Genomic DNA, 23,704 nt, shown 5'->3' with positions numbered 1-23,704 from the left:
TACCCGTCGCTCTTCCGCTCTACCCGGTCCGGGTGCGGCGGCCTCCGCCGTTCACGGCGTGGCGGTCGGCGAAGGAGTCGGCCGCGTGCCCGGCTGCTTCGAGGGCGACGCGGACGGCTTCCCGTCCGGACCGGCCGGCTTCCCGGACTCCAGTGCCGCGGCCATCTGCGCGAGGCGGTCCGGTCCCGCGGTACCGGTGACGACCGTCGTCGCCCCCTCGGCCTTCAGGACCAGGGCGTCGTACTTCGGGCCTTCCCACAGTTGCCAGGTCTCGCCGGCCACCTGCCGGGTCTTCCCGGTCTCCTTCGCCTGCTGGCTGACCTTACGGACGTACTTGCCGGACGCCGACGTCGACTGCTCGACCGCCACGTACTCGCCGTCCGGGTCGAGGAAGCCCAGATGCCATGCGTGCCCCTCGGACCGGTCGTACGAGACGGAGGTCGGCTTCCATCCCCCGGCCAGCCCCTGCGGGGCGGCCACCCCGTACGGTGCCGCGCGCTGCGCGGTCAGGAGCTCCACGCGGTAGTCGATCGCCTTGATCGGGTCCGCCTTCTCGTCGTGCGGAATCAAGGTGTAGATCCCTGCGACGACGACGCCGATCACCGCCATCGACAGCACCATGTCCCGCACCGTCTGTCTGCCTCGCATACCTGCCACGCCCACAATGGTCGCATTAGGGTGGCGTGCTCAAACGTGGGCCCCTCTGCTCAATATGTCGATGTACCGATAGAGTCGCATCACCCTCTCATCCGGCCGTCGTCGTACAGAAAGGTGCGCTCCGATGACCGAGCACAACTTGCCGCCCCAGCTCGAGGTCTCGCCCGAGGCCCCCGACCGCAATCTCGCCCTGGAGCTCGTCCGGGTCACCGAGGCCGCCGCCATGGCTGCCGGCCGCTGGGTCGGGCGCGGCGACAAGATCGGCGCCGACGGAGCGGCTGTCAGAGCCATGAGGACCCTCGTCTCGACCGTCTCGATGAACGGCGTCGTCGTCATCGGCGAGGGCGAGAAGGACGAAGCCCCGATGTTGTTCAACGGCGAGCGGGTCGGCGACGGCACCGGCGCCGAGGTCGACATCGCCGTGGACCCGATCGACGGCACCACGCTCAACGCGAAGGGCATGCCGAACGCCATCGCCGTGCTGGCCGCGGCCGACCGCGGCACCATGTTCGACCCGTCAGCGGTCTTCTACATGGAGAAGCTGGTCACCGGCCCCGAGGCCGCCGACTTCGTCGACATCAACGCCCCGGTCTCGGTGAACATCCGCCGTGTCGCCAAGGCGAAGAACGCCAATCCCGAGGACATCACGGTCGTCATCCTGGACCGCCCCCGCCATGAGGGAATGGTCAAGGAGATCCGCGAGACGGGCGCCCGGATCAAGTTCATCTCGGACGGAGACGTCGCCGGTTCGATCATGGCCGTCCGCGAGGGCACCGGCGTCGACATGCTGATGGGCATCGGCGGCACGCCGGAGGGCATCATCTCCGCCTGCGCGATCAAGTGTCTCGGCGGCACGATCCAGGGCAAGCTCTGGCCGAAGGACGACGCCGAGCGGCAGCGCGCGCTCGACGCCGGGCACGACCTGGACCGGGTGCTCCACACGAACGACCTGGTCAGCGGGGACAACGTGTTCTTCGTCGCCACCGGCATCACCGACGGCGAGCTGCTGCGCGGCGTGCACTACCGCGCGGAGACCGCCACCACGTCCTCCCTGGTGATGCGCTCCAAGTCCGGCACGATCCGCAAGATCGACTCGACGCACAGGCTGTCGAAGCTGCGGGCGTACAGCGCGATCGACTTCGACCGCGCGAAGTAGCCCCAGCACCTGGGCGGACCGAGCCACAGAAGCAAGAGGCGCCCCCGTGTGCGGCGGGGGCGCCTTCCTGTGTCCTGCGACGTCCTGCGAAACCTCGGGCGAAGCCTGTCGCCGGGCCGGTCAGGCCGCCGACGCGGGCTTCTTCAGCTCGATCTCGCGCCTGCGGCGCCGCGCCAGCACCACACGGCGCTCGGCCGCCGTGAGCCCGCCCCACACGCCGTAGGGCTCGGGCTGGAGCAGCGCGTGTTCGCGGCACTCGACCATCACGGGGCAGCGGGCGCAGACCCGCTTCGCCGCCTCCTCGCGGGACAGCCGCTCGGCCGTCGGCTCCTTGGACGGGGCGAAGAACAGCCCGGCTTCGTCCCGGCGGCACACCGCCTCCGCGTGCCAGGGCCCGTCCTGATCCTCCCGAGCCGGACTGCGCTGGGTCGGAACGGCGGCTACCTGCAGGGACTGATGCGGCAGTTGCAGCACGGTCTACTCCTGACGACGGCTTCGCGAGCGAGAGACGATGCACCTGTCCCTACCCGCTGTACGCGCGCCTATGCACTGAGTGGCACGCAGTTCCGAGGCCCGGAATCGCGCACGGGCGCCCCGCGGCGCAAAAGCGTTCCGAGGCCCGGCCGCGTCAGTGGAGGTGTTTGCGCAGGCGGTCGTGGAGATCGGAGATACGGCGGCCCCGCTTGGGCTTGGCCTCGACATTGCCGAAAACCGTGTACCCGTTGACGACCACGACGGGCGCCTCCGGATCCGCCGCCTCCAGCGTGTGGACCTCGAAGTTTCCGACGATCCCGGTGCCGCTGCCGCGCAGGGAGATGTTCTCCGGGACGCGCACCTCGACATTGCCGAAAATGGCCGTCGCGTTGATCACCGTGAGCCGCTGTCCGAACAGCGCCTCGGTGAGGTCGATCTCGATGTTGCCGAAGAGGGCGAAGGTGTTGGTCCTGCGGCCTACGCGCCAGCGGCCCTTGCGGGTGGAGCTGGAGAAGACGGCGATCAGGTTCTCGGCGGGGCCGGCGGGCAGCTCGGAGTCGTCGGCGCCCGCGACCCGTGCGGCCGCGCGCCTGGTCGCGGCAGGCAGGTCCTGCACCAGCGGCTCGAGCTCCCCCACGGTCTTGGCCCGGTAGGCGGCGTCGATCCGCTCGGCGTGCTCGTCGGCGTCCAGCCTGCCCTCGGCCATGGCTTCCCGGAGGATGTCCGCGATCCGGTCACGATCGGCGTCGGACGCGCGGATGGCGCCGGTGGTGTCCGCGGGGACGACCGGCTTCTGGGGCTGCTTGTCGAGGTCCACGGAGCCAGGGTAGCGAAACGCGATAGATCGCGACTAGTGGCCCATCCGGACGGGCGCGGCGCGCGGCGGCGCGGCCCCCGGGCGGACGCAGGTGCCGGCAAGTGAGCCTTACCTCACAGGAGCGGGACCCCCCGTGCGCTCTACATTGGATGGCGCTGCCAATGGAGGCAGCCGCGTCTGTGAAGTGAGGAATGGGCGAAATGCCGGAGTTCGCGTATACGGATCTGCTCCCGCTGGGAGAGGACACCACCCCGTACCGGCTGGTGACGGCCGAAGGTGTCTCGACCTTCGAGGCCGACGGACGCACCTTCCTCAAGGTCGACCCCGAGGCGCTGCGCCGGCTCGCCGCCGAGGCGATCCACGACATCCAGCACTACCTCCGCCCCGCGCACCTCGCCCAGCTGCGGCGCATCATCGACGACCCCGAGGCGTCCTCGAACGACAAGTTCGTCGCCCTCGACCTGCTGAAGAACGCCAACATCGCGGCGGCCGGCGTGCTCCCGATGTGCCAGGACACCGGCACGGCCATCGTGATGGGCAAGCGCGGCCAGAACGTGCTCACCCAGGGCCGCGACGAGGAGGCCCTGAGCCGCGGCGTCTACGACGCGTACACCAAGCTCAACCTGCGGTACTCCCAGATGGCCCCGCTGACCATGTGGGAGGAGAAGAACACCGGCTCGAACCTGCCCGCGCAGATCGAGCTGTACGCCACGGACGGCGGCGCCTACAAGTTCCTCTTCATGGCCAAGGGCGGCGGCTCCGCCAACAAGTCCTTCCTCTACCAGGAGACGAAGGCCGTGCTCAACGAGGCGAGCATGATGAAGTTCCTGGAGGAGAAGATCCGTTCGCTGGGTACGGCCGCCTGCCCGCCGTACCACCTGGCGATCGTCGTCGGCGGCACGAGCGCCGAGTTCGCGCTCAAGACCGCGAAGTACGCCTCCGCGCACTACCTGGACGAGCTGCCCTCCGAGGGCTCGGAGCTCGGGCACGGCTTCCGCGACGAGGAGCTGGAGAAGAAGGTCTTCGAGCTCACCCAGAGGATCGGCATCGGCGCCCAGTTCGGCGGCAAGTACTTCTGCCACGACGTGCGCGTGGTGCGTCTGCCGCGGCACGGGGCCTCGCTCCCCGTCGCGATCGCAGTCTCCTGCTCGGCCGACCGCCAGGCCGTCGCCAAGATCACCGCCGAGGGCGTCTTCCTGGAGCAGCTGGAGACCGACCCGGCGCGCTTCCTGCCGGAGACCACGGACGAGCACCTGGAGTCCGAGGCCGCCGACCGGCCCGGCGTCGTCGAGATCGACCTGAACCAGCCGATGGACGACATGCTCGCCGAGCTCAGCAAGTACCCCGTCAAGACCCGCCTTTCGCTGACCGGTCCGCTGGTCGTGGCACGCGACATCGCGCACGCCAAGATCAAGGAGCGGCTGGACGCCGGCGAGGAGATGCCGCAGTACCTGAAGGACCACCCGGTCTACTACGCCGGCCCGGCCAAGACCCCCGAGGGCTACGCCTCCGGCTCCTTCGGTCCGACCACGGCCGGCCGCATGGACAGTTACGTCGAGCAGTTCCAGGCGGCGGGCGGCTCCAAGATCATGCTCGCCAAGGGCAACCGCTCGAAGCAGGTCACCGACGCCTGCGGCGCGCACGGCGGCTTCTACCTGGGCTCGATCGGCGGCCCGGCGGCGCGCCTCGCGCAGGACTGCATCAAGAAGGTCGAGGTCGTCGAGTACGAGGAGCTCGGCATGGAGGCGGTCTGGAAGATCGAGGTCGAGGACTTCCCCGCGTTCATCGTCGTCGACGACAAGGGGAACGACTTCTTCACCGAGCCGGCCCCGGCGCCGACGTTCACCTCGATTCCGGTGCGGGGTCCCGGGCTCGCGTAAAGCGAGGACAACGCCCGACGGGCGTACCGGGTCCGGGGCGGCGCCCCGGACCCGGTACGCCCCGCGTGCCTACACGAAGCGCTGGTTCGCCGCGCCCGTGCACGCCTGCAGACGCACCGCTTCCTTCGCCGACGCCAGCGTCAGGCAGAGGGACCCGTCCGCCGCCGGGCGGATCGTGTCCCCCGTGCGGACGAACTGCTGGTTCGCGCCGCCGTGGCAGTTCCACACGATCAGGCCCGCGCCCGCCCGGTACGTGCCGCCGGACACGTCCAGACAGCGGTCCTGGGTCAGCTCCGTGTGCAGTGACCTGCGGGCGGAGTCGTACCACCAGCCCTGGTTGCGGCCGCCGTGGCAGTCCCAGCCGAGGACAGCGGTGCCGTTGCGGCTCACCGCAGCGTCGACGTCGACACAGCTGCCCGTGGCCTGGTTCTTCAGCGGCCGGTACGCGTCGTCCCAGGCCAGCGGGAAGAGCTGCGGCTTGCCGCCGGACGCCACATCGGCGCAACTCGCTTCACTCAGGCCCGAGTTGTAGATCTGGGTCAGGCACGACGCGAAGGCGGCGTGGCCCCGGATGTTGGGGTGGAAGGACTGGCGGACCGAATTGGAGTCCGGCGGGAAGGGGTTGGTGATGTCCACGTAGAGCCCGCGCGCCCAGGTGTCCTCCATGCAGACCTCGTGGCCGTGGAAGAGGCGGGAGTTGTCGAGGTAGACCGCGCCGGTGTTCCGGGCCACGGCGCGCATGCCGCGTTCGAAGGCGGGGACGGCGGTGTTGCGGCCCCACACGGTGTCGGAGTCGTAGCCCGTCCCGCCGCAGAACAGCTTGCCGGGGAAGTGCGGGTTGTCGCGGAAATCGGGGCCGATGGGGCTCGGGTAGCCCATGACGACCAGCTTGTAGTCACCGTCGGCGTAGCCGGCCTCTCGCATCACGGTGCGCAGGTCGCGGACCGTCTGCTCGACCTTGGGGGCCAGGCCGTCCACGCGCGCCTGCCAGCCGGGCGCATATTTCGGGGCGCACGGCCCCTGGATGGTCAGATAGCGCACCACGCAGTCGGTCATCACCGGGCCGAACTGCAGGTCGTCGTTGGCGCCGGCCACCAACAGCACCATCTTGATACGGGTGTTGCGGGCCTTGATGGCGAGGCTGTCGCTCTGCACGAGTTCGTCGGCGTGCTGCTTGTGGCCGCCGATCCTGATGTTTCCGGTGTCCGCGCCGGAGCAGGCGACGTTGTAGGTGATGTCGGCGGCGATGCCGGTGCGGTGGATGGCGGCGTCGGGCGAGCGGTGACACCAGTTGTCGGGGCCGTTGGTGCCCGGCTCGTAGGTGCCGACGCCCTCGCCGGAGATCTCGCTGTCGCCGAGCGAGATCAGGCCGGTCTTCCGCTGGGAGAACGGGCGTTCGGCGGGGCTGCCGTAGAGCGTGGTGGCCTCGGCGGCCCGGAGGGCCTCCAGCTCGGCCGGCAGGGGGACGGATGCGCTGTTCGTGGGGGCGGTGGCGTTCTCGGCCACGGCAGGGGCGGCGGACGCCGCCCCGCCGAGGACGGTGGCGAGTAACGCGGCGGCCGCGACCGTGGCGCCCAGTCTTCGAAGTCTGTGTCCGGTGCCCTTCATTGCGCCTCCCCGGAATGTGGTTTCCCGGGGTATTTACTGGCGGGTAGCGAAGATGGGAATAGACGGAACAAGACAACTGCTCACCTTTTCTGGGAGGTACGACACCGATGAGCGACGCGAGCGGGTTCCGGATCGAGCACGACTCCATGGGCGAGGTACGGGTCCCGGCCCACGCCAAGTGGCGCGCACAGACACAGCGGGCCGTGGAGAACTTCCCCGTCTCGGGGCAGCGCCTGGAGCGCTCGCACATCGCGGCCCTGGCCCGTGTCAAGGCGGCCGCCGCCAAGGTCAACGCCCAACTGGGCGTGCTCGACAAGGACATCGCCGACGCCGTCGCCGACGCGGCCGACGAGGTGGCCGAGGGCCGCTGGGACGAGCACTTCCCGGTGGACGTCTTCCAGACCGGCTCCGGCACCTCGTCGAACATGAACGCCAACGAGGTCATCGCGACGCTCGCCACCGAGCGGCTCGGCCGCGAGGTGCACCCGAACGATCACGTGAATGCCTCGCAGTCGTCCAACGACGTCTTCCCCTCCTCCATCCACATCGCGGCGACGGCGGCCGTGACCGGCGATCTGATCCCGGCGCTGGAGCATCTGGCGGCCGCGCTGGAGCGCAAGGCGGCCCAGTTCGCGGCGGTCGTCAAGTCCGGCCGTACGCATCTGATGGACGCCACCCCCGTCACCCTCGGCCAGGAGTTCGGCGGCTACGCGGCCCAGGTCCGGTACGGGATCGAGCGGCTGAAATCGTCCCTGCCCCGGCTCGCCGAACTCCCCCTCGGCGGCACCGCGGTGGGCACCGGCATCAACACCCCGCCCGGTTTCGCGGCCGCGGTCATCGCCGAGGTGGCGCGCACGACCGGGCTGCCCCTGACCGAGGCCCGGGACCACTTCGAGGCCCAGGGCGCACGCGACGGCCTGGTGGAGGCGTCCGGCCAGCTGCGTACGGTCGCCGTCTCGCTGACCAAGATCGCCAATGACCTCCGCTGGATGGCGTCCGGCCCGCGCACCGGCCTCGCCGAGATCAACCTGCCCGATCTGCAGCCCGGCTCCTCGATCATGCCTGGCAAGGTGAACCCGGTGATCCCCGAGGCCGTCCTGATGGTGACGGCTCAGGTGACCGGCAACGACGCCACGGTCGCAGCGGCCGGTGCGGCCGGGAACTTCGAGCTGAACGCGATGCTTCCGGTGATCGCCAAGAACGTGCTGGAGTCCGTCCGGCTGCTGGCGAACGCCTCGCGTCTGCTGGCCGACCGCACCGTCGACGGCATCACGGCCAATGTCGAGCGTGCCCGTGAGTACGCGGAGTCCTCGCCGTCGGTCGTCACCCCGCTCAACAAGTACATCGGCTACGAGGAGGCGGCGAAGGTCGCCAAGAAGTCGCTCGCCGAACGGAAGACGATCCGCGAGGTCGTCCTCGAGTCCGGCTATGTGGAGCGTGGAGCGCTGACCCTGGAACAGCTGGACGCGGCGCTGGACGTGCTGCGCATGACGCATCCCTGAGCCCCGGCCGCACGGATCCCGTGACGTGGGTCGCAGCGGGTCGAGGGGCCCTGCACCTAGGATCTGCGCATGACAGGCAGGGAACGCTTCGCACGCTGGACGGCAGGGGACCACATCCTCTGGCGTTACCGCGGCCATGCCCCGGACCTGCAAGGCCGCGCCCTGACCATCTGCCGCCCCGTGACCGTCGTGAAGGACACCGCCGACGTGCTGGCGGTGTGGATGGCCCCGGGGACGGAGTGCGTGAAGCCGGTACTCGCCGACGGCACCCCGGTGCACGAGGAGCCGCTCGCCACCCGCTACACGGCGCCGCGCACGACCACCCGGGACCGCTGGTTCGGTACGGGCGTCCTCAAGCTGGCCCGCCCGGGTGACCCGTGGTCGGTGTGGCTGTTCTGGGAGCCGGGCTGGCGGTTCAAGAGCTGGTACGTCAACCTCGAGGAGCCTCGTACCCGGTGGGCGGGCGGTATCGACTCCGAGGACCACTTCCTCGACATCTCGGTCTACCCGGACCGCAGCTGGCTGTGGCGGGACGAGGACGAGTTCGCACAGGCCCAGCAGGTCGGCCTGCTGGACGCGGCGAAGGCCGAACGGGTACGGGAGGCAGGCCGTGCGGCCGTCGCGGCCATCGGGTCCTGGACGGCCCCGTTCTGCGACGGCTGGGAGCACTGGCGCCCGGACCCGTCCTGGCCGGTCCCCCACCTCCCGGCGGACTGGGACCGGACCCCGGCCCGGCTCGCTTCCTGATCCGGCCGCCCGGCACACCGCGTCCGGCCGGGCGCGCCGGGCCGGGCGGCGGAAGTGAAGTGGCTGATTCCCGTTGGGGAACACGCTCCGGCGCATATGACGTCGTGAGACTCTTGATGCGCCCCCTGGGGTCAAACGTAGGATCGTCGTCCGCAAGGCTGCGCCGGACGAAGGAGCACTGAGCGCAGGGAACTGACCGACCGTAAGTCACAACGAAAGATCACGAGTCTCACACTGGGGGTGGAGCTGTGCCGGATGCCCGCCACCCTGTCGTGGCTGCCCGCAGAGCGGGTATACCGCCCCACGAGGCGGTTGCATCGCCCAACCGGCCCGGACGGACGGAATCCCACGCGTGACGGAGCATCCCACCTCCCACGAAGGCCGGCAGCCCCTGGCTGCCCGGTCCCAGGAACGCACCCGGCCTCGGGTCCAGGCGCCCGCGGCCGCGGCTGCCGCTGCGGCGGCCACGCCCTCGGGGCCGCCGCCGCAGCCGCGTGCGGGACAGGTACAGCCCCAGGTGCAGGCACAGGCACCCGCGCCGGACATCGCCGGGACCGCGCGCCGCGAAGGTGACCGGCTGCGGTTCGTCGGGGCCGCCACCCGGCGGATCGCGCGCGGGATCGACCTCGACGAGATCGTGCTCGGGCTGTGCCGGGCGACCGTGCCGACGTTCTCGGACGCGATCCTCGTCTATCTGCGCGATCCCCTGCCCGTCGGCGACGAACGCCCCGTCTCACCGTTCGTGCTGCGGCTGCGCCGCACCGACCGGCTCCGTTTAAGCGGTGAGGACGCGGATCAGGCCGTGGGCTCCGCCCTGCCGGTCCTCGATTCCCAGCACGAGATCGCCCCGGCCGCCGAGCTGTGCGAGGTGCGTTCCGGCGGAGCCCTGTCCGAGGTGCTGCGCGGGGTGCGTCCCGTCTTCGGCGACTCGGCCGCCGCCCGGGCGGCGCTGCCCGAACTGCTCGGCGACGGCAGGTCCGTGCCCCTGGGCCACCGGGCCATACTGGCCCCGCTGCGCGGCCGCCGGCGTGTCATCGGCGCCGCAGTGTTCCTGCGCCGTCCCGACCGGCCCGCCTTCGAGCCCAACGACCTGCTGGTCGCCGCCCAGTTGGCGACGCACACCGCGCTCGGTATCGACAAGGCCGTGCTGTACGGCCGCGAGGCGTACATCGCCGACGAGCTGCAGCGCACCATGCTGCCCGACTCGCTCCCCCAGCCGACCGGTGTCCGGCTCGCCTCGCGCTATCTGCCGGCCGCCGAGACCGCCCGGGTCGGCGGTGACTGGTACGACGCCATCCCGCTGCCGGGCAGCCGCGTCGCACTGGTCGTCGGCGATGTCATGGGCCACTCGATGACCTGCGCGGCGATCATGGGCCAGCTGCGTACCACCGCGCAGACCCTGGCCGGGCTCGATCTGCCGCCCCAGGAGGTGCTGCACCATCTGGACGAGCAGGCCCAGCGGCTCGGCACCGACCGGATGGCGACCTGCCTGTACGCGGTCTACGACCCGGTCTCGCACCGCATCACCATCGCCAACGCCGGTCATCCGCCGCCGGTCCTGCTGCACCTGGGCGGACGGGCCGAGGTGCTGCGGGTGCCGCCCGGCGCGCCCATCGGCGTCGGCGGGGTGGACTTCGAGGCGGTGGAGCTCGATGCCCCGGCCGGAGCCACGCTCCTGCTGTACACGGACGGCCTGGTGGAGTCACGGCTGCGCGATGTGTGGACGGGAATCGAGCAGCTGCGGGAGCGGCTCGCCGCCACCGCCCAGCTGACCGGCCCGGACCACTCGCCGCCGCTGGAGGCCCTCTGCGACGACGTGCTGGACATGCTCGGCCCCGGCGACCGGGACGACGACATCGCGCTGCTCGCGGCCCGTTTCGACGGCATCGCGCCGAGCGATGTCGCCTACTGGTTCCTGGAGCCGGAGGACGCGGCCCCGAGCCGGGCGCGCAGGCTGGCCCGTCGTGCGCTGGCCCGCTGGGGTATGGAGGAGCTGAGCGACTCGGTGGAGCTGCTGGTCAGCGAGGTGGTGACCAACGCCGTGCGGTACGCCGAGCGGCCGGTGACGCTGCGGCTGCTGCGGACGGACGTGCTGCGCTGCGAGGTCGGTGACGACTCTCCGCAGCTGCCCAGGCAGCGGCGGGCGCGGGACACCGACGAGGGCGGTCGCGGGCTGTTCCTGGTGAACCGGCTGGCCAGGCGATGGGGGGCGACCCGGCTTTCCACCGGCAAGGTGGTGTGGTTCGAGCTGCCTACCCGTACGTAACAAAGTTCTGGAATCCATCCAAATGTTGCCGACGTCGCATCGTCGGAGTTGACTGGGGCAGACGTCCGAAGCGACCAGAATTCCCTCAGAACGACGGGAGGACGCTTGTGACCGAGTCACCCCCCAGTACTCCGTACACGACGAACAACGCCGGCGTCCCGGTGGAGAGCGACGAGCATTCGCTCACCGTGGGTTCCGACGGTCCGATCCTGCTCCAGGACCACTATCTGATCGAGAAAATGGCCCAGTTCAACCGTGAACGGGTTCCCGAGCGGGTGGTGCACGCCAAGGGGGCGGGTGCGTACGGCGCCTTCGAAGTCATCAATGATGTAAGCCAGTTCACCAGGGCCGACCTCTTCCAGCCGGGCAGGCGCACCGAGATGCTGGCCCGCTTCTCGACGGTCGCCGGTGAACAGGGCTCCCCCGACACCTGGCGCGACCCGCGTGGCTTCGCGCTGAAGTTCTACACGGAGCACGGCAACTACGACCTGGTCGGCAACAACACGCCGGTCTTCTTCGTACGCGACACCATCAAGTTCCAGGACTTCATCCGGTCCCAGAAGCGGCATCCGGCCACCGGGCTGCGGAGCAACGACATGCAGTGGGACTTCTGGACGCTGTCCCCCGAGTCCGCGCACATGGTGACGTGGCTGATGGGCGACCGCGGCATCCCGAAGACCTACCGCCATATGAACGGCTACGGCTCCCACACCTATATGTGGATCAACGCCGGCGGCGAGCGGTTCTGGGTGAAGTACCACTTCAAGACCGACCAGGGCATCGACTTCCTCACCCAGGCCGAGGCGGACGAGCTGGCCGGGGCGGACGCGGACAAGCACCGCCGCGATCTGTGGGAGTCGATCGAGTCCGGGAACGCGCCGTCGTGGACCCTCAAGGTCCAGATCATGCCGTTCGAGGACGCGGCCGACTACCGCTTCAACCCGTTCGACCTGACCAAGGTGTGGCCGCACAGCGACTATCCCCTGATCGACGTGGGCCGGATGACGCTCGACAAGAACCCGGAGGACTACTTCATCCACATCGAGCAGGCCGCCTTCGAACCGTCGAACATGGTGCCCGGCATCGGGCCCTCGCCGGACAAGATGCTGCTCGGGCGGCTGTTCTCCTACCCGGACACGCACCGGTACCGGATCGGCCCGAACTACGCCCAGCTGCCGCCCAACAGGGCGCGCTCGCAGGTGAATTCGTACGCCAAGGACGGCCCGATGCGCTACGAGCCGGCGAACGCGGCCAGGCCCTACGCCCCGAACTCGTACGGCGGGCCGGCGGCCGGTTTCCAGCAGTTCGGCGAACCGGCGGGCTGGGCGGCCGCCGGCGAGCTGGTGCGCGAGGCGTACAAGCTGCATGCCGAGGACGACGACTGGGGCCAGCCGGGCACGATGGTCCGCAAGGTCCTGGACGACGCGGCCCGTGAGCGGCTGATGTCGAACGTCGGCGGGCATCTGCTCGACGGCGTCACCAAGCCGGTGCTCGACCGGGCTCTGGAGTACTGGCGCACCATCGACAAGGAGATCGGCGACCGGATCGCCAAGAAGGTGAACGGCGGCTGACCCGGCACAGGTAGGGCCCGGCGCGAATGCGCCGGGCCCTACCTGTGCCGGGACGGTCAGACCCTACGGCTGCTTGGGCGGCCGGACGCCACCGTTCGTCGTGCCGGTCGTTGTGCCGCTCGTACCGCCGGTGTCGGTGCCACCGGTGTCGGTGCCACCCGTGTCCGTACCGCCCGTGTCCGTACCACCGGTGTCGGTGCCCCCGGTGTCCGTACCACCGGTGTCGGTGCCGCCCGTGTCGGTGCCGCCCGTGTCCGTACCACCGGTGTCCGTACCACCCGTGTCCGTACCACCGGTGTCCGTACCACCCGTGTCGGTGCCGCCCGTGTCCGTACCGCCCGTGTCCGTACCGGGCGACTGCGTCGGGTCGGGGCTCTCGGTCTCCTCGGTCTCGGTCTCGGACTGCGCCGGGTCCGGGTCCGGGTCGGGGCTCACGCTCTCCGCGACCTCCAGGTCGAACTGCGCGTCGGAGCCGCCGTTCAGCGCGCCGAGCGTGTAGTCCGCCCAGATCCTGGCCGGGAAGCCACCGCCGTTGGCGCGGCCGGAGTTGGCGGTGCCGGTCAGCGTCACCTGCCCCCCGCCCTCCTTCGGCGACTCGCCGAACAGCGCGACGACCGTGGTCAGTTCGGGTGTGTATCCCGCGAACCAGGCCGACTTGTTGTTCTCCGAGGTGCCGGTCTTGCCCGCCGCCTGGTAGGCGCTCGTGTTGGCGGCCTGGCCGGAGCCGTACTTCACCACGCCGGTCAGCCCCGCGGTCACGGTGTCGGCCGCCTCACGGCTGATCACCCGGTCGCCGATCGGGTCCGCCGGCTCGAGCCGGCGGTCCTTGTGCTCGGCCTTGGCCACGATCGTCGGGGTGACCTTCTTGCCGTGGTTGTCGAGCGTGGCGTACACGCCGGCCATGTCCCAGGTCGAGGCGCCCATCGTGCCCAGTGTGATGGCGGGACGCTCGGGGAAGCCGTCGCCGTCCTTCATCCCGAGGTCGAGTGCGGTCTTCTTCGCATCGGCCGGGCCGACGTCGACGATCATCTGGGCGAAGACCGAGTTGATCGACTTGTTGAGGGCCTGCTGGACCGTGACCGGGCCGTAGCTGCGGTTGTCCTCGTTCTCCGGGTCGAACGGGGTGTCGCTGCCGACCACCGGGCGCTTGCTGGTGCCGTCGTAGACCGTGTTGAGGCCGATCGGACGGCCCTCCTGCGTCACGGAATCGTTCTCGAGCGCGGAGGCGAACACGATCGGCTTGAACGTCGAGGCGGGCTGGTAGTCGGAGCGGGTGGCGTTGGAGAGCCAGTGCTTGGTGGCGTCCACGCCGCCGTACAGGGCGACGACCTTGCCCGTCTTGGGGTCGACCGAGGTGGCGCCGGCCTGCACCGTGGCGTCGGTCTTGTTGTTCTTGCGGTCCAGCTGGTCCTCGAGCTGGCCCTCGACGGCCTTCTCCAGTGCCTTCTGGCGCTTGGAGTCGATGTTGAGGGTGATCGTCCAGCCGCCGGCCTGCAGGTCCTCCTCGTTCAGGCCCTGCCGGGCCAGCTCACGGTTGGCGGCCTCGACGAGGTAGCCGGTCTGGCCCTCCATGCCGGGGGCGGCCTTCGGCGCCTTGGGGGCGGGGAACTTCAGACCCGCGCGCTTGCCTTGGTCGAGCCACTCCTCCTCGACCATGTTGTCGAGGACGTAGTTCCAGCGCTCCGTCACCAGCTTCCTGCCGGTGTCGGAGGCGACCGCCCAGTCGTACTGGCTGGGGGCCTGGAGGACAGCTGCAAGGTACGCGCCCTGGGCGACATTCAGGTCGGCCGCGTCGACGCCGTAGTACGCCTGGGCCGCGGCCTGGATGCCGTAGGCGCCCCGGCCGTAGTAGCTGGTGTTGATGTACCCGGCGAGGATCTCGTTCTTGCTCTTCTTCTGATCCACCTTCAGCGAGATCACCAGCTCCTTGAGCTTGCGGGTGACCGTCTGGTCCTGGTTCAGGTAGTAGTTCTTGACGTACTGCTGGGTGATGGTCGAGCCACCCTGCTTGCCCTTGCCGCTGAGCGTGTTCATCAGGCCGCGAGCGGTGCCCTTGAAGTCGACACCGGAGTCCTGGAAGAAGCCCTTGTTCTCGGCCGCGACAAAGGTGTACTTGACTTCCTCGGGAATCTTCTCGAGCCCGACGATCTCACGGTTGACCTCGCCGTCTCGGGTGAGGATCTTGCCGTCGCTGAACTTGTAGATGTTGCTCTGCTTCTCGGCCTGCTCGTTCGGATTGGGCACCGGGACAAGCAGATAGATCACGAAGAACGCGCCCATCACCAGCAGGCAGATCCCGAAGAAGGTGCCGAGCAGCTTCCTCCAGGTGAAGAACCGGCGTATGCCCGTGGGCGCCGTCTTTCCCGCCCGGCGCGCACCGCGCTGCCGGACCGCCTGTCGCGCTTCCGCTCGGCCCATCGGATTCGTTGCTCCGCTCTTCGTCTCTGCGTCGGTCGCCCGTGTGTCGTGGTTCGCCGGACCTCTGCCTGGTGTCCGGAATCAGCTCAGAAAGTTAACACCGGTTACGCAGACAAAGGGGTATCGATCCATCCTTTTCCGGACGTGACAATCAGCACCCCGTCTGATGGAACCGACTCACGAGAGGCGCACAGGGTTGCGAGGAGCGGGGAAGTATTACGTGTTCGCCGGGTAGGCGCGTGGCGGCCGTGACGGGCGCAGCCCCGCCGGAAGATCCGCAGGGCAGCTATTCACCCGAGGTATACACGCGATGTATACATCGTGTGTAGTGTGGCGCTCATGTCCATCGGTCACGCACTCCTCGGGCTCCTCGAATCCGGTCCACGCCACGGCTACGACCTCAAGCGCGCCTTCGACGAACGGTTCGGCCACGACCGCTCCCTCCACTACGGGCAGGTCTACTCGACCATGTCCCGGCTGCTGAAAAACGGGCTCGTCGAGGTCGAAGGCATCGAGGCCGGCGGCGGTCCCGAGCGCAAGCGGTACGCCATCACCGACGCCGGAATCACCGATGTCGCACAGTGGCTCGCGCAGCCGGAGAAACCGGAGCCGTATCTCCAGTCGACGCTCTACACCAAGGTCGTCCTCGCCCTGCTGACCGGCCGGGGCGCGGCCGAGATGCTCGACACCCAGCGCGCCGAGCATCTTCGGCTGATGCGCATCCTCACCGACCGCAAGCGCCGCGGCGACCTCGCCGACCAGCTCATCTGCGACCACGCACTGTTCCATCTCGAAGCCGATCTGCGCTGGCTGGAACTGACCGCCGCCCGGCTCGACCAGCTCGCCAAGGAGATCCACCCATGACCCCAGCCGGCTCGCTGCTCGCCGCCGTCGGCCTGCGCAAGGCCTACGGGCCCACCAACGCGCTGGACGGCGCCGAGTTCTCCATCCACCCGGGCGAGGTCGTCGCCGTCATGGGCCCCTCCGGGTCCGGCAAGTCGACGCTCCTGCACTGCCTCGCCGGGATCGTCACCCCCGACGCGGGCTCCGTCACCTACGCGGGCCGGGAGCTGTCGACGATGAACGACGCCGGACGCAGCGCGCTGCGCCGCAGCGACTTCGGCTTCGTGTTCCAGTTCGGGCAGCTCGTGCCCGAACTCACCTGCGTCGAGAACGTGGCGCTGCCGCTGCGGCTGAACGGCGTGAAGCGCAAGGAGGCGGAGCGCACCGCGCGCACCTGGATGGAGCGCCTCGAGGTCGACGACCTCGGCGCCAAGCGTCCCGGCGAGGTCTCCGGCGGCCAGGGCCAGCGCGTCGCCGTCGCCCGTTCCCTCGTCACCGGACCGCGCGTGGTCTTCGCCGACGAGCCGACCGGCGCCCTCGACTCCCTCAACGGCGAGCGCGTCATGCAGCTGCTCACCGAGGCGGCCCGGTCCAGCAGTGCCGCCGTCGTCCTCGTCACCCACGAGGCCCGGGTCGCCGCGTACTCCGACCGCGAGATCGTCGTACGCGACGGAAAGTCCCGGGACATGGAGCGCGTCGTATGAGCGCCCGGACCTGGCCGCGGGACCTGCTCATGGGCGCCAAGTTCTCCGTGACCGGGGGCCGGGAGGGGTGGGCACGGACCCTGCTGACCGCCGTCGGAGTCGGCCTCGGCGTGGCCCTGCTGCTCTTCACCACCGCCATCCCCAGTGCCATCGAGGCCCGTACGGACCGGGCCGACACCCGCAACACCTACACCGTGGCCGAGCAGGCCGGCGACGACACCCTGCTCATCACCCAGAACGACAGCACCTTCCACGAGCGGAACGTCGTGAGCCGGCTCGTACGCCCGCAGGGCGACGAGGCCCCGCTGCCTCCCGGGCTGACCCGCTTCCCCGGCACCGGCGAGATGATGGTCTCCCCGGCACTCGCCGCGCTCCTCGACTCCTCCGAGGGCAGGCTGCTGAAGCCCCGCCTGCCGTACAAGAACGTCGGCACCATCGCGGAAGAGGGCCTGATCGGCCCCAACGAACTGGCGTACTACGCCGGCAGCAGCACCATCGAGGCGGGCGAGGACTTCGTCCAGCAGATCAACGGCTTCGGTGACGCGCCGCCGAAGGAGCCCTGGGACCCCGTCCTCCTGCTGCTCGTCCTGATCATCTTCGTCGTGCTGCTGCTTCCCGTGGCCGTCTTCATCGCCGCCGCGGTCCGCTTCGGCGGCGAACGCCGCGACCGGCGGCTGGCCGCACTGCGGCTGGTCGGCGCGGACGGGGCGACGACCCGCAGGATCGCGGCGGGCGAGGCGCTGGCCGGCGCCGTGCTCGGACTGCTCGTCGGGCTCGCCCTCTTCTTCGCCGGACGCCAACTGGTCGACCGGGTCGGCATCCTGGAGACCGGGATCTACCCCTCGGACCTCAACCCGAGCCCGACGCTCACCCTTCTCGTCGCCGTGGCCGTGCCCGTCGCCTCCGTCGCCGTCACGCTCTTCACGATGCGCGGCGTCGTCATCGAACCGCTGGGCGTGGTCCGCGTCTCCAGGCCCCCGCGGCGGCGGCTGTGGTGGCGGCTGCTGATGCCGCTGGCCGGTCTGGCGCTCCTCTACCCGATGATCGGGCAGGACGAGGACGAGCAGTTCAACCAGTGGCAGGTCACCGGGGGCGTGGTCCTGCTCCTCGTCGGCATCACGGCCCTGCTGCCCTGGCTGGTCGAGTTCGCCGTGACCCGGCTCGGCGGCGGCTCCGTCTCCTGGCAGCTCGCCGTCCGCCGCCTCCAGCTGGGCAATGGCATCGCCGTCCGCCCGGTCAACGGCATCGCCGTGGCGGTGGCCGGGGCGATCGCTCTGCAGTCCCTGTTCACCGGTGTGGAGAGCCAGTACACCAAGCCCACGGGCGCCGACCTCGAACGCGCGCAGCTCCAGGTGCTCGCGCCCTCCCAGGTGGCGGGCTCCAGGATGCCGAAGATCGTCGAGCACATCTCCTCCGCGTCGGGCGTGAAGCACGCCGTGTCCCTCGCCTCGACGGAACTCGGCGACAAGGCCCGCAACCCCGACTCGTTCGTCCCGCTCACCGTCGCCGACTGCGTCTCACTGCGGGAGATCGCCCGGCTCAGCACGTGCGAGGAGGGGGACGTGTTCCTGCTCCGGCCGGACCCGAAGCTGTCCGACGCCGGGCCCAGCACGAAGCCCGGCCAGAAGGGCTTCCTCAACCCGCTCACCGACGACGACGCACGGCGCGAGGCGGTCGCCTGGACGGTGCCGGCGGACGCCCCCACCGTGGACGTTCGCCACGACCCCACCGGCTACGCGCGCGGCGGCATCATCGCCACCCCGTCCGCGCTGCCCGAGCTCGCCGGGGACAGCCTCAGCCACACCACCTACGTCACCCTGGACGAGGGCGTGCCCGACGCCGTCGAACACGCCCGGAACGCGATCGCCCAGGCCGACCCGATGCTGGTGCCGATGACCCTGCGGGCGATCCAGGTCAACGACCGCTTCGCCTCCGTGCAGCGGGGCCTGCTGATCGGCTCGACCGCGGTGCTGCTGCTGATCGGGGCCAGCCTCTTCGTCTCCCAGATGGAACAGCTGCGGGAACGCAGGAAGCTGCTCGCGGCGCTCGTCGCCTTCGGCACCCGCCGCCGCACCCTCGGCGCCTCGGTCCTCTGGCAGACCGCCGTCCCGATCCTGCTCGGCCTGGCCCTCGCCTGTACGACCGGGCTCGCCCTCGGCGCGGTCCTGCTGCGCATGGTGAACCGTCCGGTGAGCGTCGACTGGGGCTCCGTGGCCGCGATGACCGGCATCGGCGCGGCCGTGGTCCTCGTCGTGACCGCGCTGAGCCTGCCGCCGCTGTGGCGGATGATGCGGCCGGGGGGTCTGCGGACGGAGTAGCGTCCCCGCCCACGGTGCGGTCCTTCCCTGGGGGAGGGACCGCACCGTGGTGCGAAATGAGGAGGGATCAGATTCCCCCCGTACAGGGCGGTGCCCCCGACCGCGTGCACCGCGGTGCAGCCCGTGCTCGCGCAAGCCACCGCGCCGCACAGTTGCCGCGGCCCGTGGTCGCTGCCGACCGCGGGGCGATGCCCCGGTCTGCCGCAGCGAGCGCGGCTTTACGGACATCGCCGGTCCCGGGACACCCTCACGTACCTGAGGCGGACAGCATCCGCACCGGGAGTCCCGCGAGGGCCTCCCTGAGGGCGTCCGCGAACTCCTCGAACTCGCCCTGCCGGGCCGCCCCGGCGCGCATCGCCAGGGCGACACGGCGCGCGGGGGCCGGATCGGTGAAGTACCCGGTCACCAGGCGGTCGTTGCGGCCCGTCTCGACCTGGACGGCGGTGCGCGGCAGAAGCGTCACGCCCAGCCCGCCCGCGACCAGCTGGACCAGCGTCGAGAGGCCGGCCGCGGTCGTGGTGACCGGGGCGCCCTCCGTGCGGCCCGCCTCGCGGCAGATGTCGAGGGCCTGGTCACGCAGGCAGTGCCCCTCGTCGAGCAGCAGCAGCGGAAGCTCCTTCAGCGCCTCGCGCGGGATGTCATGGCGGCCGCCGAGCCAGTGCTCCTGCGCCGTCACGAGGACGAAGTCCTCGTCGAAGAGGGGAAGTTCGGTCACGCCCGGCACCCCGAGCGGCACCGCGAGCAGCAGCAGGTCGAGCCGCCCGCCGGACAGTCCCTCCAGCAGCGACGAGGTCTGCTCCTCGTGCACTTGGAGGTCCAGCTCCGGGTAACGCTCGTGCACCAGCCGCAGCACGCTCGGCAGCAGATAGGGCGCGACCGTCGGGATCACACCCAGCCTCAGCACGCCGGTGAACGGGGCCCGCACCGCATCGGCCTCCTCCAGCAGTTCCCCGACCGCGTCGAGGACGGCCTTCGCACGGACCGCGAGCCGCTCCCCGGCGGGCGACAGCAGCACCTTGCGCGTCGTACGCTCCAGCAGCTGGACACCCAGTGCCTCCTCCAGCGCCGACACGGCTCCGGACAGCGCGGGCTGACTCATCCCGATTGCGGTGGCTGCGTCCCGGAAGTGCAGATGCTCTGCCACGGCGGCGAAGGCACGCAGCTGTGCCAGACTGGGCTGCTTTCCGGGCTGTTTGCCACGGTTCGCCGTATTCGTTCCAGCAGTCATCCCCGCCACTGATAAGCACCTCCGATCACGATGACCAAGTCTAGCTATTTCTCCGATCAATGCACTCTGTGCCAGGATCACGATCTGTCCAACCCCGCGGAAGTCCCCAAAAAGGAAACTTCCACTTTGCAAGGAGAGCGCGTGCTCACTGTTGGTGACCAGTTCCCCACGTTCGATCTGACCGCCTGCGTGTCGCTCGAGAGCGGCGAGGAGTTCGAGCAGATCAACCACAAGTCCTACGAGGGCAAGTGGAAGGTCGTGTTCGCGTGGCCCAAGGACTTCACCTTCGTCTGCCCGACCGAGATCGCCGCTTTCGGCAAGCTGAACGACGAGTTCGCCGACCGTGACGCCCAGGTCCTCGGCTTCTCCGGCGACTCCGAGTTCGTCCACCACGCCTGGCGCAAGGACCACGCCGACCTGCGTGACCTGCCCTTCCCGATGATGGCCGACTCCAAGCACGAGCTGATGCGCGACCTCGGCATCGAGGGCGAGGACGGCTTCGCCCAGCGCGCCGTCTTCATCGTCGACCCGAACAACGAGATCCAGTTCACGATGGTGACCGCCGGCTCCGTCGGCCGTAACCCCAAGGAGGTCCTGCGGGTTCTGGACGCCCTGCAGACCGACGAGCTGTGCCCGTGCAACTGGACCAAGGGCGAGAACACCCTGGACCCGGTCAAGCTGCTCTCGGGCGAGTGACCGGGATGGCTCTGGATGAACTGAAGTCCGCCGTACCGGACTTCGCCAAGGACCTGAAGCTGAACCTCGGTTCGGTCATCGGCAACAGCGACCTTCCGCAGCAGCAGCTGTGGGGCACCGTGCTGGCCTGCGCGATCGCGTCGCGCTCGCCGAAGGTGCTCAAGGAGCTGGAGCCGGAGGCCAAGGCCAACCTCTCCCCGGAGGCGTACACCGCCGCCAAGTCCGCCGCCGCGATCATGGCGATGAACAACGTCTTCTACCGGACCCGGCACCTGCTGTCGGACCCGGAGTACGGGACGCTGCGCGCCGGTCTGCGGATGAACGTCATCGGTAACCCGGGCGTGGAGAAGGTCGACTTCGAGCTGTGGTCGCTGGCCGTCTCCGCGATCAACGGCTGCGGGCAGTGCCTGGACTCGCACGAGCAGGTGCTGCGCAAGGCCGGCGTCGACCGCGAGACGATCCAGGAGGCCGTCAAGATCGCCTCGGTGATCCAGGCCGTGGGCACGACGCTGGACGCGGAAGCCGTCCTGGCCGAGTAAGGCAGGTACGAAAGGGGGGCCCTGCCCACTCCGGACCGGAGTGGGCAGGGCCCCTTTCGTTCACTTCTTAAGCTCGGCCATGAGGGACCGCATGTCGTTGACCATCAAGGGCGTGATCCCCGACAGGTCCTCCGCGTCCCCACCGTCCTCGCCGTCCTCGCCGTCCAGGTCGCCCTCATATCCGGCAGACGCGTGGAGAGCGAAAACCGCCTGGCCGTCCAGCACATGCATGGTCGGGTCTCCGTCGGGCCCGTCCTTGACGACCAGGGCACGCTCGCCCAGTCCCTGCACGTCCTCGATCTTGAGGTCGGATCCCGGGAAGAAGTGCTCCGCCCTCACCGCGGCTTCGAACTCCGGCCCCGGGTCGGTCTTCTTGTGGAGCACGTACTCCACCCAGACGCTCGCCGGCTGCCCCTCGTAGGCGTCGTCGCCGAGATCGACCGGCACTTCCTCTTCCTCCCCCAGGTCGGCGTAGCAGCTCGCCTTGCTCAGGCTCTGGTGGTTCGACGACGCGGGCGACTTCGAGTGCATCGCGCCGAGTTCCGAGGTCAGGGACGCCAGCTTCGCGTCCTCGCACAGATCCTTGCTCGCCCGGTATCCGCCCAGGTCCGGGTCCGGCGTTCCGTACGCGTACAGCCCGCCGGCCCACACCGCCGACGCGACCACCGCACCGCCGAGCGCCCAGAGCCAGGCCGGGCCCGGCGCCCGCCGTCCGCCCGGGCCCCCGCCCGGACGTGCGTCGCCGTCGTCCCCCACCGTCTCGGTGCTGCCGCTGCCGCCGTCCGCCGTCGTGGCGGACCGCGGGCCGGGAAGCTCGGCGGCCCCGAACGGTTGCTCCCCCACCAACTCCGGTTCGGATATCACTCCTGCTCCTCCGTCTTCGGACGGGCGCCCGGCGCCGGTCCTGTTGCCGGTGCGGCGTCGGTCGCCGTCGCACCGTGCGGCTGCGGCGAGTACCGCAGCGCCTGTTCCTTGCCGTAGGCGCGCAGATAACCGACGACCGTGTTGGTCACGGCCACCAGCGGTACGGCCACCACCGCGCCGCCGATCCCGGCGGTCAGGCCACCCGCCGCGACGGCGAGCACCACGGCCAGCGGATGCACCCGGACCGCGCGCCCGAGGATGAACGGCTGCAGCACATGCCCCTCGAGCTGCTGTACGGCGAGGACGACGAGCAGCACCATCAACGCGGTGAACACGCCCTGGGTCACCAGCGCGACGACGACCGCGAGCGCCCCGGAGATCACGGCGCCGACGAGCGGGATGAACGCGAACAGGAAGATGAACACGGCGAGCGGCACGGCCAGCGGCACATCGAGGAAGTAGATCCCGAGGCCGATGAAGATCGCGTCGATCAGCGCCACGAGCACCGTGCCGCGCACATACGCGGTCAGAGTGCGCCAGGCGCGCGGTCCCGCACCGGCAACGCCCTCCCGGGCCTGGGCCGGTACGAGCCCCAGCACCCACTGCCAGACGCGCTTGCCGTCGTACAGCAGGAAGAGCGTGGAGAACATGGCCAGCAGTATCCCGGTGAGGATCTCGACCATCACGGTCACGCCCTGCAGACCCGCGGTCGTGATCTCCTCGGTGTTGGTACCGATCGTGTCGCTGAGGTTCTTGGCGATGTCGTTGATCTGGCTCTCGGTGACATGGAACGGGCTGTCCAGCAGCCAGCGTTTGAGCTCCTCGATGCCGTCCCTGACACGGTCGGCGAGATTGTCGAGGTTGTCCATGACCTGCCAGACGACGAACCAGCCGACCAGTCCCATGACGGCGAAGCCGGCGATCGCCGTCACGGCGGTGGCGAGCCCGCGCGGCAGGCCCAGCCTTCGGAGCCGGGCGACGGTGGGCTGGAGCATCGCCGTCACGAGCAGGGCCGCGACGAAGGCCAGCACCACGAGCTGCACGGCGCTGATGACCCTCATCAACACCCAGAGCGTGCCTGCCAGGACGAGCAGCCGCCAGCCGGCCTCGGCCGCGACGCGGATCCCCCACGGGATCGCGGCGACGGGATCCGGACGGGCCGCCACGGCGGGGGCGTACGCGGGCGGCGGTGGCACACGGTCCGGGGCGGGGGGCTGGACCTCGGGCACGCCCTCCTCGACCGCCTCCTTGCGGCGCTCGTCCCAGCGTTCTCCCATCCGGGTCAGCTCGGCGCCCACTCGGCCGAGCCAGCCTGGAACCTTCGACATGATGCTCCCTCTCCCCCTGTCACTCCCCCGGGAGTTTCCGACTGACCGTACACGCACGGAACCCCTCACCGTAGGACGGTGAGGGGCT

The 23,704-nt window shown here is 70.0% G+C and carries 19 protein-coding genes; 11 read left to right on the top strand and 8 right to left on the bottom strand.

Features of this window, described 5'->3' with window-relative positions:
- Positions 1-51 precede the first annotated feature (51 nt).
- Complete coding sequence (locus ABZ208_RS18605) at positions 52-648, bottom strand: DUF4245 domain-containing protein (RefSeq protein WP_356910542.1); 597 nt, start codon at positions 646-648, stop codon at positions 52-54.
- Between the two features lie 133 nt (positions 649-781).
- On the opposite strand from ABZ208_RS18605, the gene glpX reads away from it, so the two are divergent.
- Positions 782-1,813 (top strand): class II fructose-bisphosphatase, encoded by a 1,032-nt coding sequence (gene glpX, locus ABZ208_RS18600; RefSeq protein WP_328396962.1) that lies wholly within the window; start codon positions 782-784, stop codon positions 1,811-1,813.
- Between the two features lie 120 nt (positions 1,814-1,933).
- On the opposite strand, the gene ABZ208_RS18595 is transcribed toward glpX, so the two are convergent.
- Positions 1,934-2,287, bottom strand: coding sequence for a WhiB family transcriptional regulator (locus ABZ208_RS18595; protein WP_328396964.1), 354 nt, complete (start codon positions 2,285-2,287; stop codon positions 1,934-1,936).
- 154 nt (positions 2,288-2,441) lie between these two features.
- Positions 2,442-3,104 carry a DUF1707 domain-containing protein gene (locus ABZ208_RS18590; protein ID WP_328396966.1) on the bottom strand — a complete coding sequence of 221 codons (663 nt, stop codon included), beginning with the start codon at positions 3,102-3,104 and terminating at the stop codon, positions 2,442-2,444.
- A 191-nt stretch (positions 3,105-3,295) separates the two neighbouring features.
- Between ABZ208_RS18590 and ABZ208_RS18585 the strand changes: the two genes are divergently transcribed.
- Positions 3,296-4,984: a fumarate hydratase gene (locus ABZ208_RS18585; protein WP_356910533.1), complete on the top strand. Its 1,689-nt coding sequence runs from the start codon at positions 3,296-3,298 to the stop codon at positions 4,982-4,984.
- Positions 4,985-5,053: 69 nt separating this feature from the next.
- Here the strand turns inward: ABZ208_RS18585 and ABZ208_RS18580 are convergent, their stop codons facing one another.
- A complete protein-coding gene (locus tag ABZ208_RS18580) occupies positions 5,054-6,592 on the bottom strand; it encodes a ricin-type beta-trefoil lectin domain protein (protein WP_356910532.1) in 1,539 nt (512 codons plus the stop codon).
- A 107-nt stretch (positions 6,593-6,699) separates the two neighbouring features.
- Here ABZ208_RS18580 and ABZ208_RS18575 point away from each other — a divergent pair, with 107 nt between their 5' ends.
- The 4 genes from ABZ208_RS18575 to ABZ208_RS18560 all read left to right on the top strand — a co-directional run bounded on the left by ABZ208_RS18575 (position 6,700) and on the right by ABZ208_RS18560 (position 12,678).
- Positions 6,700-8,094 carry a class II fumarate hydratase gene (locus tag ABZ208_RS18575; RefSeq protein ID WP_356910531.1) on the top strand — a complete coding sequence of 465 codons (1,395 nt, stop codon included), beginning with the start codon at positions 6,700-6,702 and terminating at the stop codon, positions 8,092-8,094.
- A 69-nt stretch (positions 8,095-8,163) separates the two neighbouring features.
- Complete coding sequence (locus tag ABZ208_RS18570) at positions 8,164-8,841, top strand: DUF402 domain-containing protein (protein ID WP_356910530.1); 678 nt, start codon at positions 8,164-8,166, stop codon at positions 8,839-8,841.
- Positions 8,842-9,193: 352 nt separating this feature from the next.
- Entirely contained in the window at positions 9,194-11,107 is a 1,914-nt protein-coding gene (locus ABZ208_RS18565; protein ID WP_356910529.1) for a SpoIIE family protein phosphatase, read from the top strand.
- 107 nt (positions 11,108-11,214) lie between these two features.
- Positions 11,215-12,678 (top strand): catalase, encoded by a 1,464-nt coding sequence (locus ABZ208_RS18560; RefSeq protein ID WP_356910528.1) that lies wholly within the window; start codon positions 11,215-11,217, stop codon positions 12,676-12,678.
- A 63-nt stretch (positions 12,679-12,741) separates the two neighbouring features.
- Here ABZ208_RS18560 and ABZ208_RS18555 read toward each other — a convergent pair whose 3' ends face one another.
- Positions 12,742-15,096 (bottom strand): transglycosylase domain-containing protein, encoded by a 2,355-nt coding sequence (locus ABZ208_RS18555; RefSeq protein ID WP_356910527.1) that lies wholly within the window; start codon positions 15,094-15,096, stop codon positions 12,742-12,744.
- Between the two features lie 339 nt (positions 15,097-15,435).
- Here ABZ208_RS18555 and ABZ208_RS18550 point away from each other — a divergent pair, with 339 nt between their 5' ends.
- The 3 genes from ABZ208_RS18550 to ABZ208_RS18540 are packed head-to-tail and all read left to right on the top strand — an operon-like array spanning position 15,436 to position 18,961.
- Positions 15,436-15,960 (top strand): PadR family transcriptional regulator, encoded by a 525-nt coding sequence (locus tag ABZ208_RS18550; RefSeq protein ID WP_356910526.1) that lies wholly within the window; start codon positions 15,436-15,438, stop codon positions 15,958-15,960.
- On the top strand, positions 15,957-16,643 hold the full coding sequence (locus tag ABZ208_RS18545) for an ABC transporter ATP-binding protein (RefSeq protein WP_356910525.1): 687 nt from the start codon (positions 15,957-15,959) through the stop codon (positions 16,641-16,643). Before ABZ208_RS18550 ends, ABZ208_RS18545 begins: the two co-directional genes overlap by 4 nt.
- Positions 16,640-18,961: an FtsX-like permease family protein gene (locus tag ABZ208_RS18540; RefSeq protein ID WP_356910524.1), complete on the top strand. Its 2,322-nt coding sequence runs from the start codon at positions 16,640-16,642 to the stop codon at positions 18,959-18,961. The genes ABZ208_RS18545 and ABZ208_RS18540 overlap by 4 nt, the downstream gene beginning before the upstream one ends.
- A gap of 247 nt (positions 18,962-19,208) precedes the next feature.
- On the opposite strand, the gene ABZ208_RS18535 is transcribed toward ABZ208_RS18540, so the two are convergent.
- A complete protein-coding gene (locus ABZ208_RS18535) occupies positions 19,209-20,189 on the bottom strand; it encodes a hydrogen peroxide-inducible genes activator (protein WP_356910523.1) in 981 nt (326 codons plus the stop codon).
- Between the two features lie 141 nt (positions 20,190-20,330).
- Here ABZ208_RS18535 and ABZ208_RS18530 point away from each other — a divergent pair, with 141 nt between their 5' ends.
- On the top strand, positions 20,331-20,885 hold the full coding sequence (locus ABZ208_RS18530) for a peroxiredoxin (RefSeq protein ID WP_328396989.1): 555 nt from the start codon (positions 20,331-20,333) through the stop codon (positions 20,883-20,885).
- 5 nt (positions 20,886-20,890) lie between these two features.
- Entirely contained in the window at positions 20,891-21,424 is a 534-nt protein-coding gene (locus ABZ208_RS18525; protein ID WP_356910522.1) for an alkyl hydroperoxide reductase, read from the top strand.
- 60 nt (positions 21,425-21,484) lie between these two features.
- On the opposite strand, the gene ABZ208_RS18520 is transcribed toward ABZ208_RS18525, so the two are convergent.
- A complete protein-coding gene (locus ABZ208_RS18520; protein WP_356910521.1) occupies positions 21,485-22,288 on the bottom strand; it encodes a hypothetical protein in 804 nt (267 codons plus the stop codon).
- Complete coding sequence (locus ABZ208_RS18515) at positions 22,285-23,616, bottom strand: AI-2E family transporter (protein WP_356910520.1); 1,332 nt, start codon at positions 23,614-23,616, stop codon at positions 22,285-22,287. The genes ABZ208_RS18520 and ABZ208_RS18515 overlap by 4 nt, the downstream gene beginning before the upstream one ends.
- Between the last annotated feature and the right edge of the window lie 88 nt (positions 23,617-23,704).

This window comes from Streptomyces sp. NPDC006208 (assembly GCF_040613775.1).
In the GTDB taxonomy this organism is placed as follows: domain Bacteria; phylum Actinomycetota; class Actinomycetes; order Streptomycetales; family Streptomycetaceae; genus Streptomyces.
This window is presented reverse-complemented; position numbering and strand designations above follow the sequence as displayed.

Bases quoted from the DNA above. Each gene is read 5' to 3' on its own strand.
- ABZ208_RS18605 (WP_356910542.1), bottom strand. From the start codon at position 648: ATGCGAGGCAGACAGACGGTGCGGGACATGGTGCTGTCGATGGCGGTG.
- glpX (WP_328396962.1), top strand. From the start codon at position 782: ATGACCGAGCACAACTTGCCGCCCCAGCTCGAGGTCTCGCCCGAGGCC.
- ABZ208_RS18585 (WP_356910533.1), top strand. From the start codon at position 3,296: ATGGGCGAAATGCCGGAGTTCGCGTATACGGATCTGCTCCCGCTGGGA.
- ABZ208_RS18580 (WP_356910532.1), bottom strand. From the start codon at position 6,592: ATGAAGGGCACCGGACACAGACTTCGAAGACTGGGCGCCACGGTCGCG.
- ABZ208_RS18575 (WP_356910531.1), top strand. From the start codon at position 6,700: ATGAGCGACGCGAGCGGGTTCCGGATCGAGCACGACTCCATGGGCGAG.
- ABZ208_RS18570 (WP_356910530.1), top strand. From the start codon at position 8,164: ATGACAGGCAGGGAACGCTTCGCACGCTGGACGGCAGGGGACCACATC.
- ABZ208_RS18555 (WP_356910527.1), bottom strand. From the start codon at position 15,096: ATGGGCCGAGCGGAAGCGCGACAGGCGGTCCGGCAGCGCGGTGCGCGC.
- ABZ208_RS18550 (WP_356910526.1), top strand. From the start codon at position 15,436: ATGTCCATCGGTCACGCACTCCTCGGGCTCCTCGAATCCGGTCCACGC.
- ABZ208_RS18545 (WP_356910525.1), top strand. From the start codon at position 15,957: ATGACCCCAGCCGGCTCGCTGCTCGCCGCCGTCGGCCTGCGCAAGGCC.
- ABZ208_RS18540 (WP_356910524.1), top strand. From the start codon at position 16,640: ATGAGCGCCCGGACCTGGCCGCGGGACCTGCTCATGGGCGCCAAGTTC.
- ABZ208_RS18535 (WP_356910523.1), bottom strand. From the start codon at position 20,189: ATGACTGCTGGAACGAATACGGCGAACCGTGGCAAACAGCCCGGAAAG.
- ABZ208_RS18525 (WP_356910522.1), top strand. From the start codon at position 20,891: ATGGCTCTGGATGAACTGAAGTCCGCCGTACCGGACTTCGCCAAGGAC.
- ABZ208_RS18515 (WP_356910520.1), bottom strand. From the start codon at position 23,616: ATGTCGAAGGTTCCAGGCTGGCTCGGCCGAGTGGGCGCCGAGCTGACC.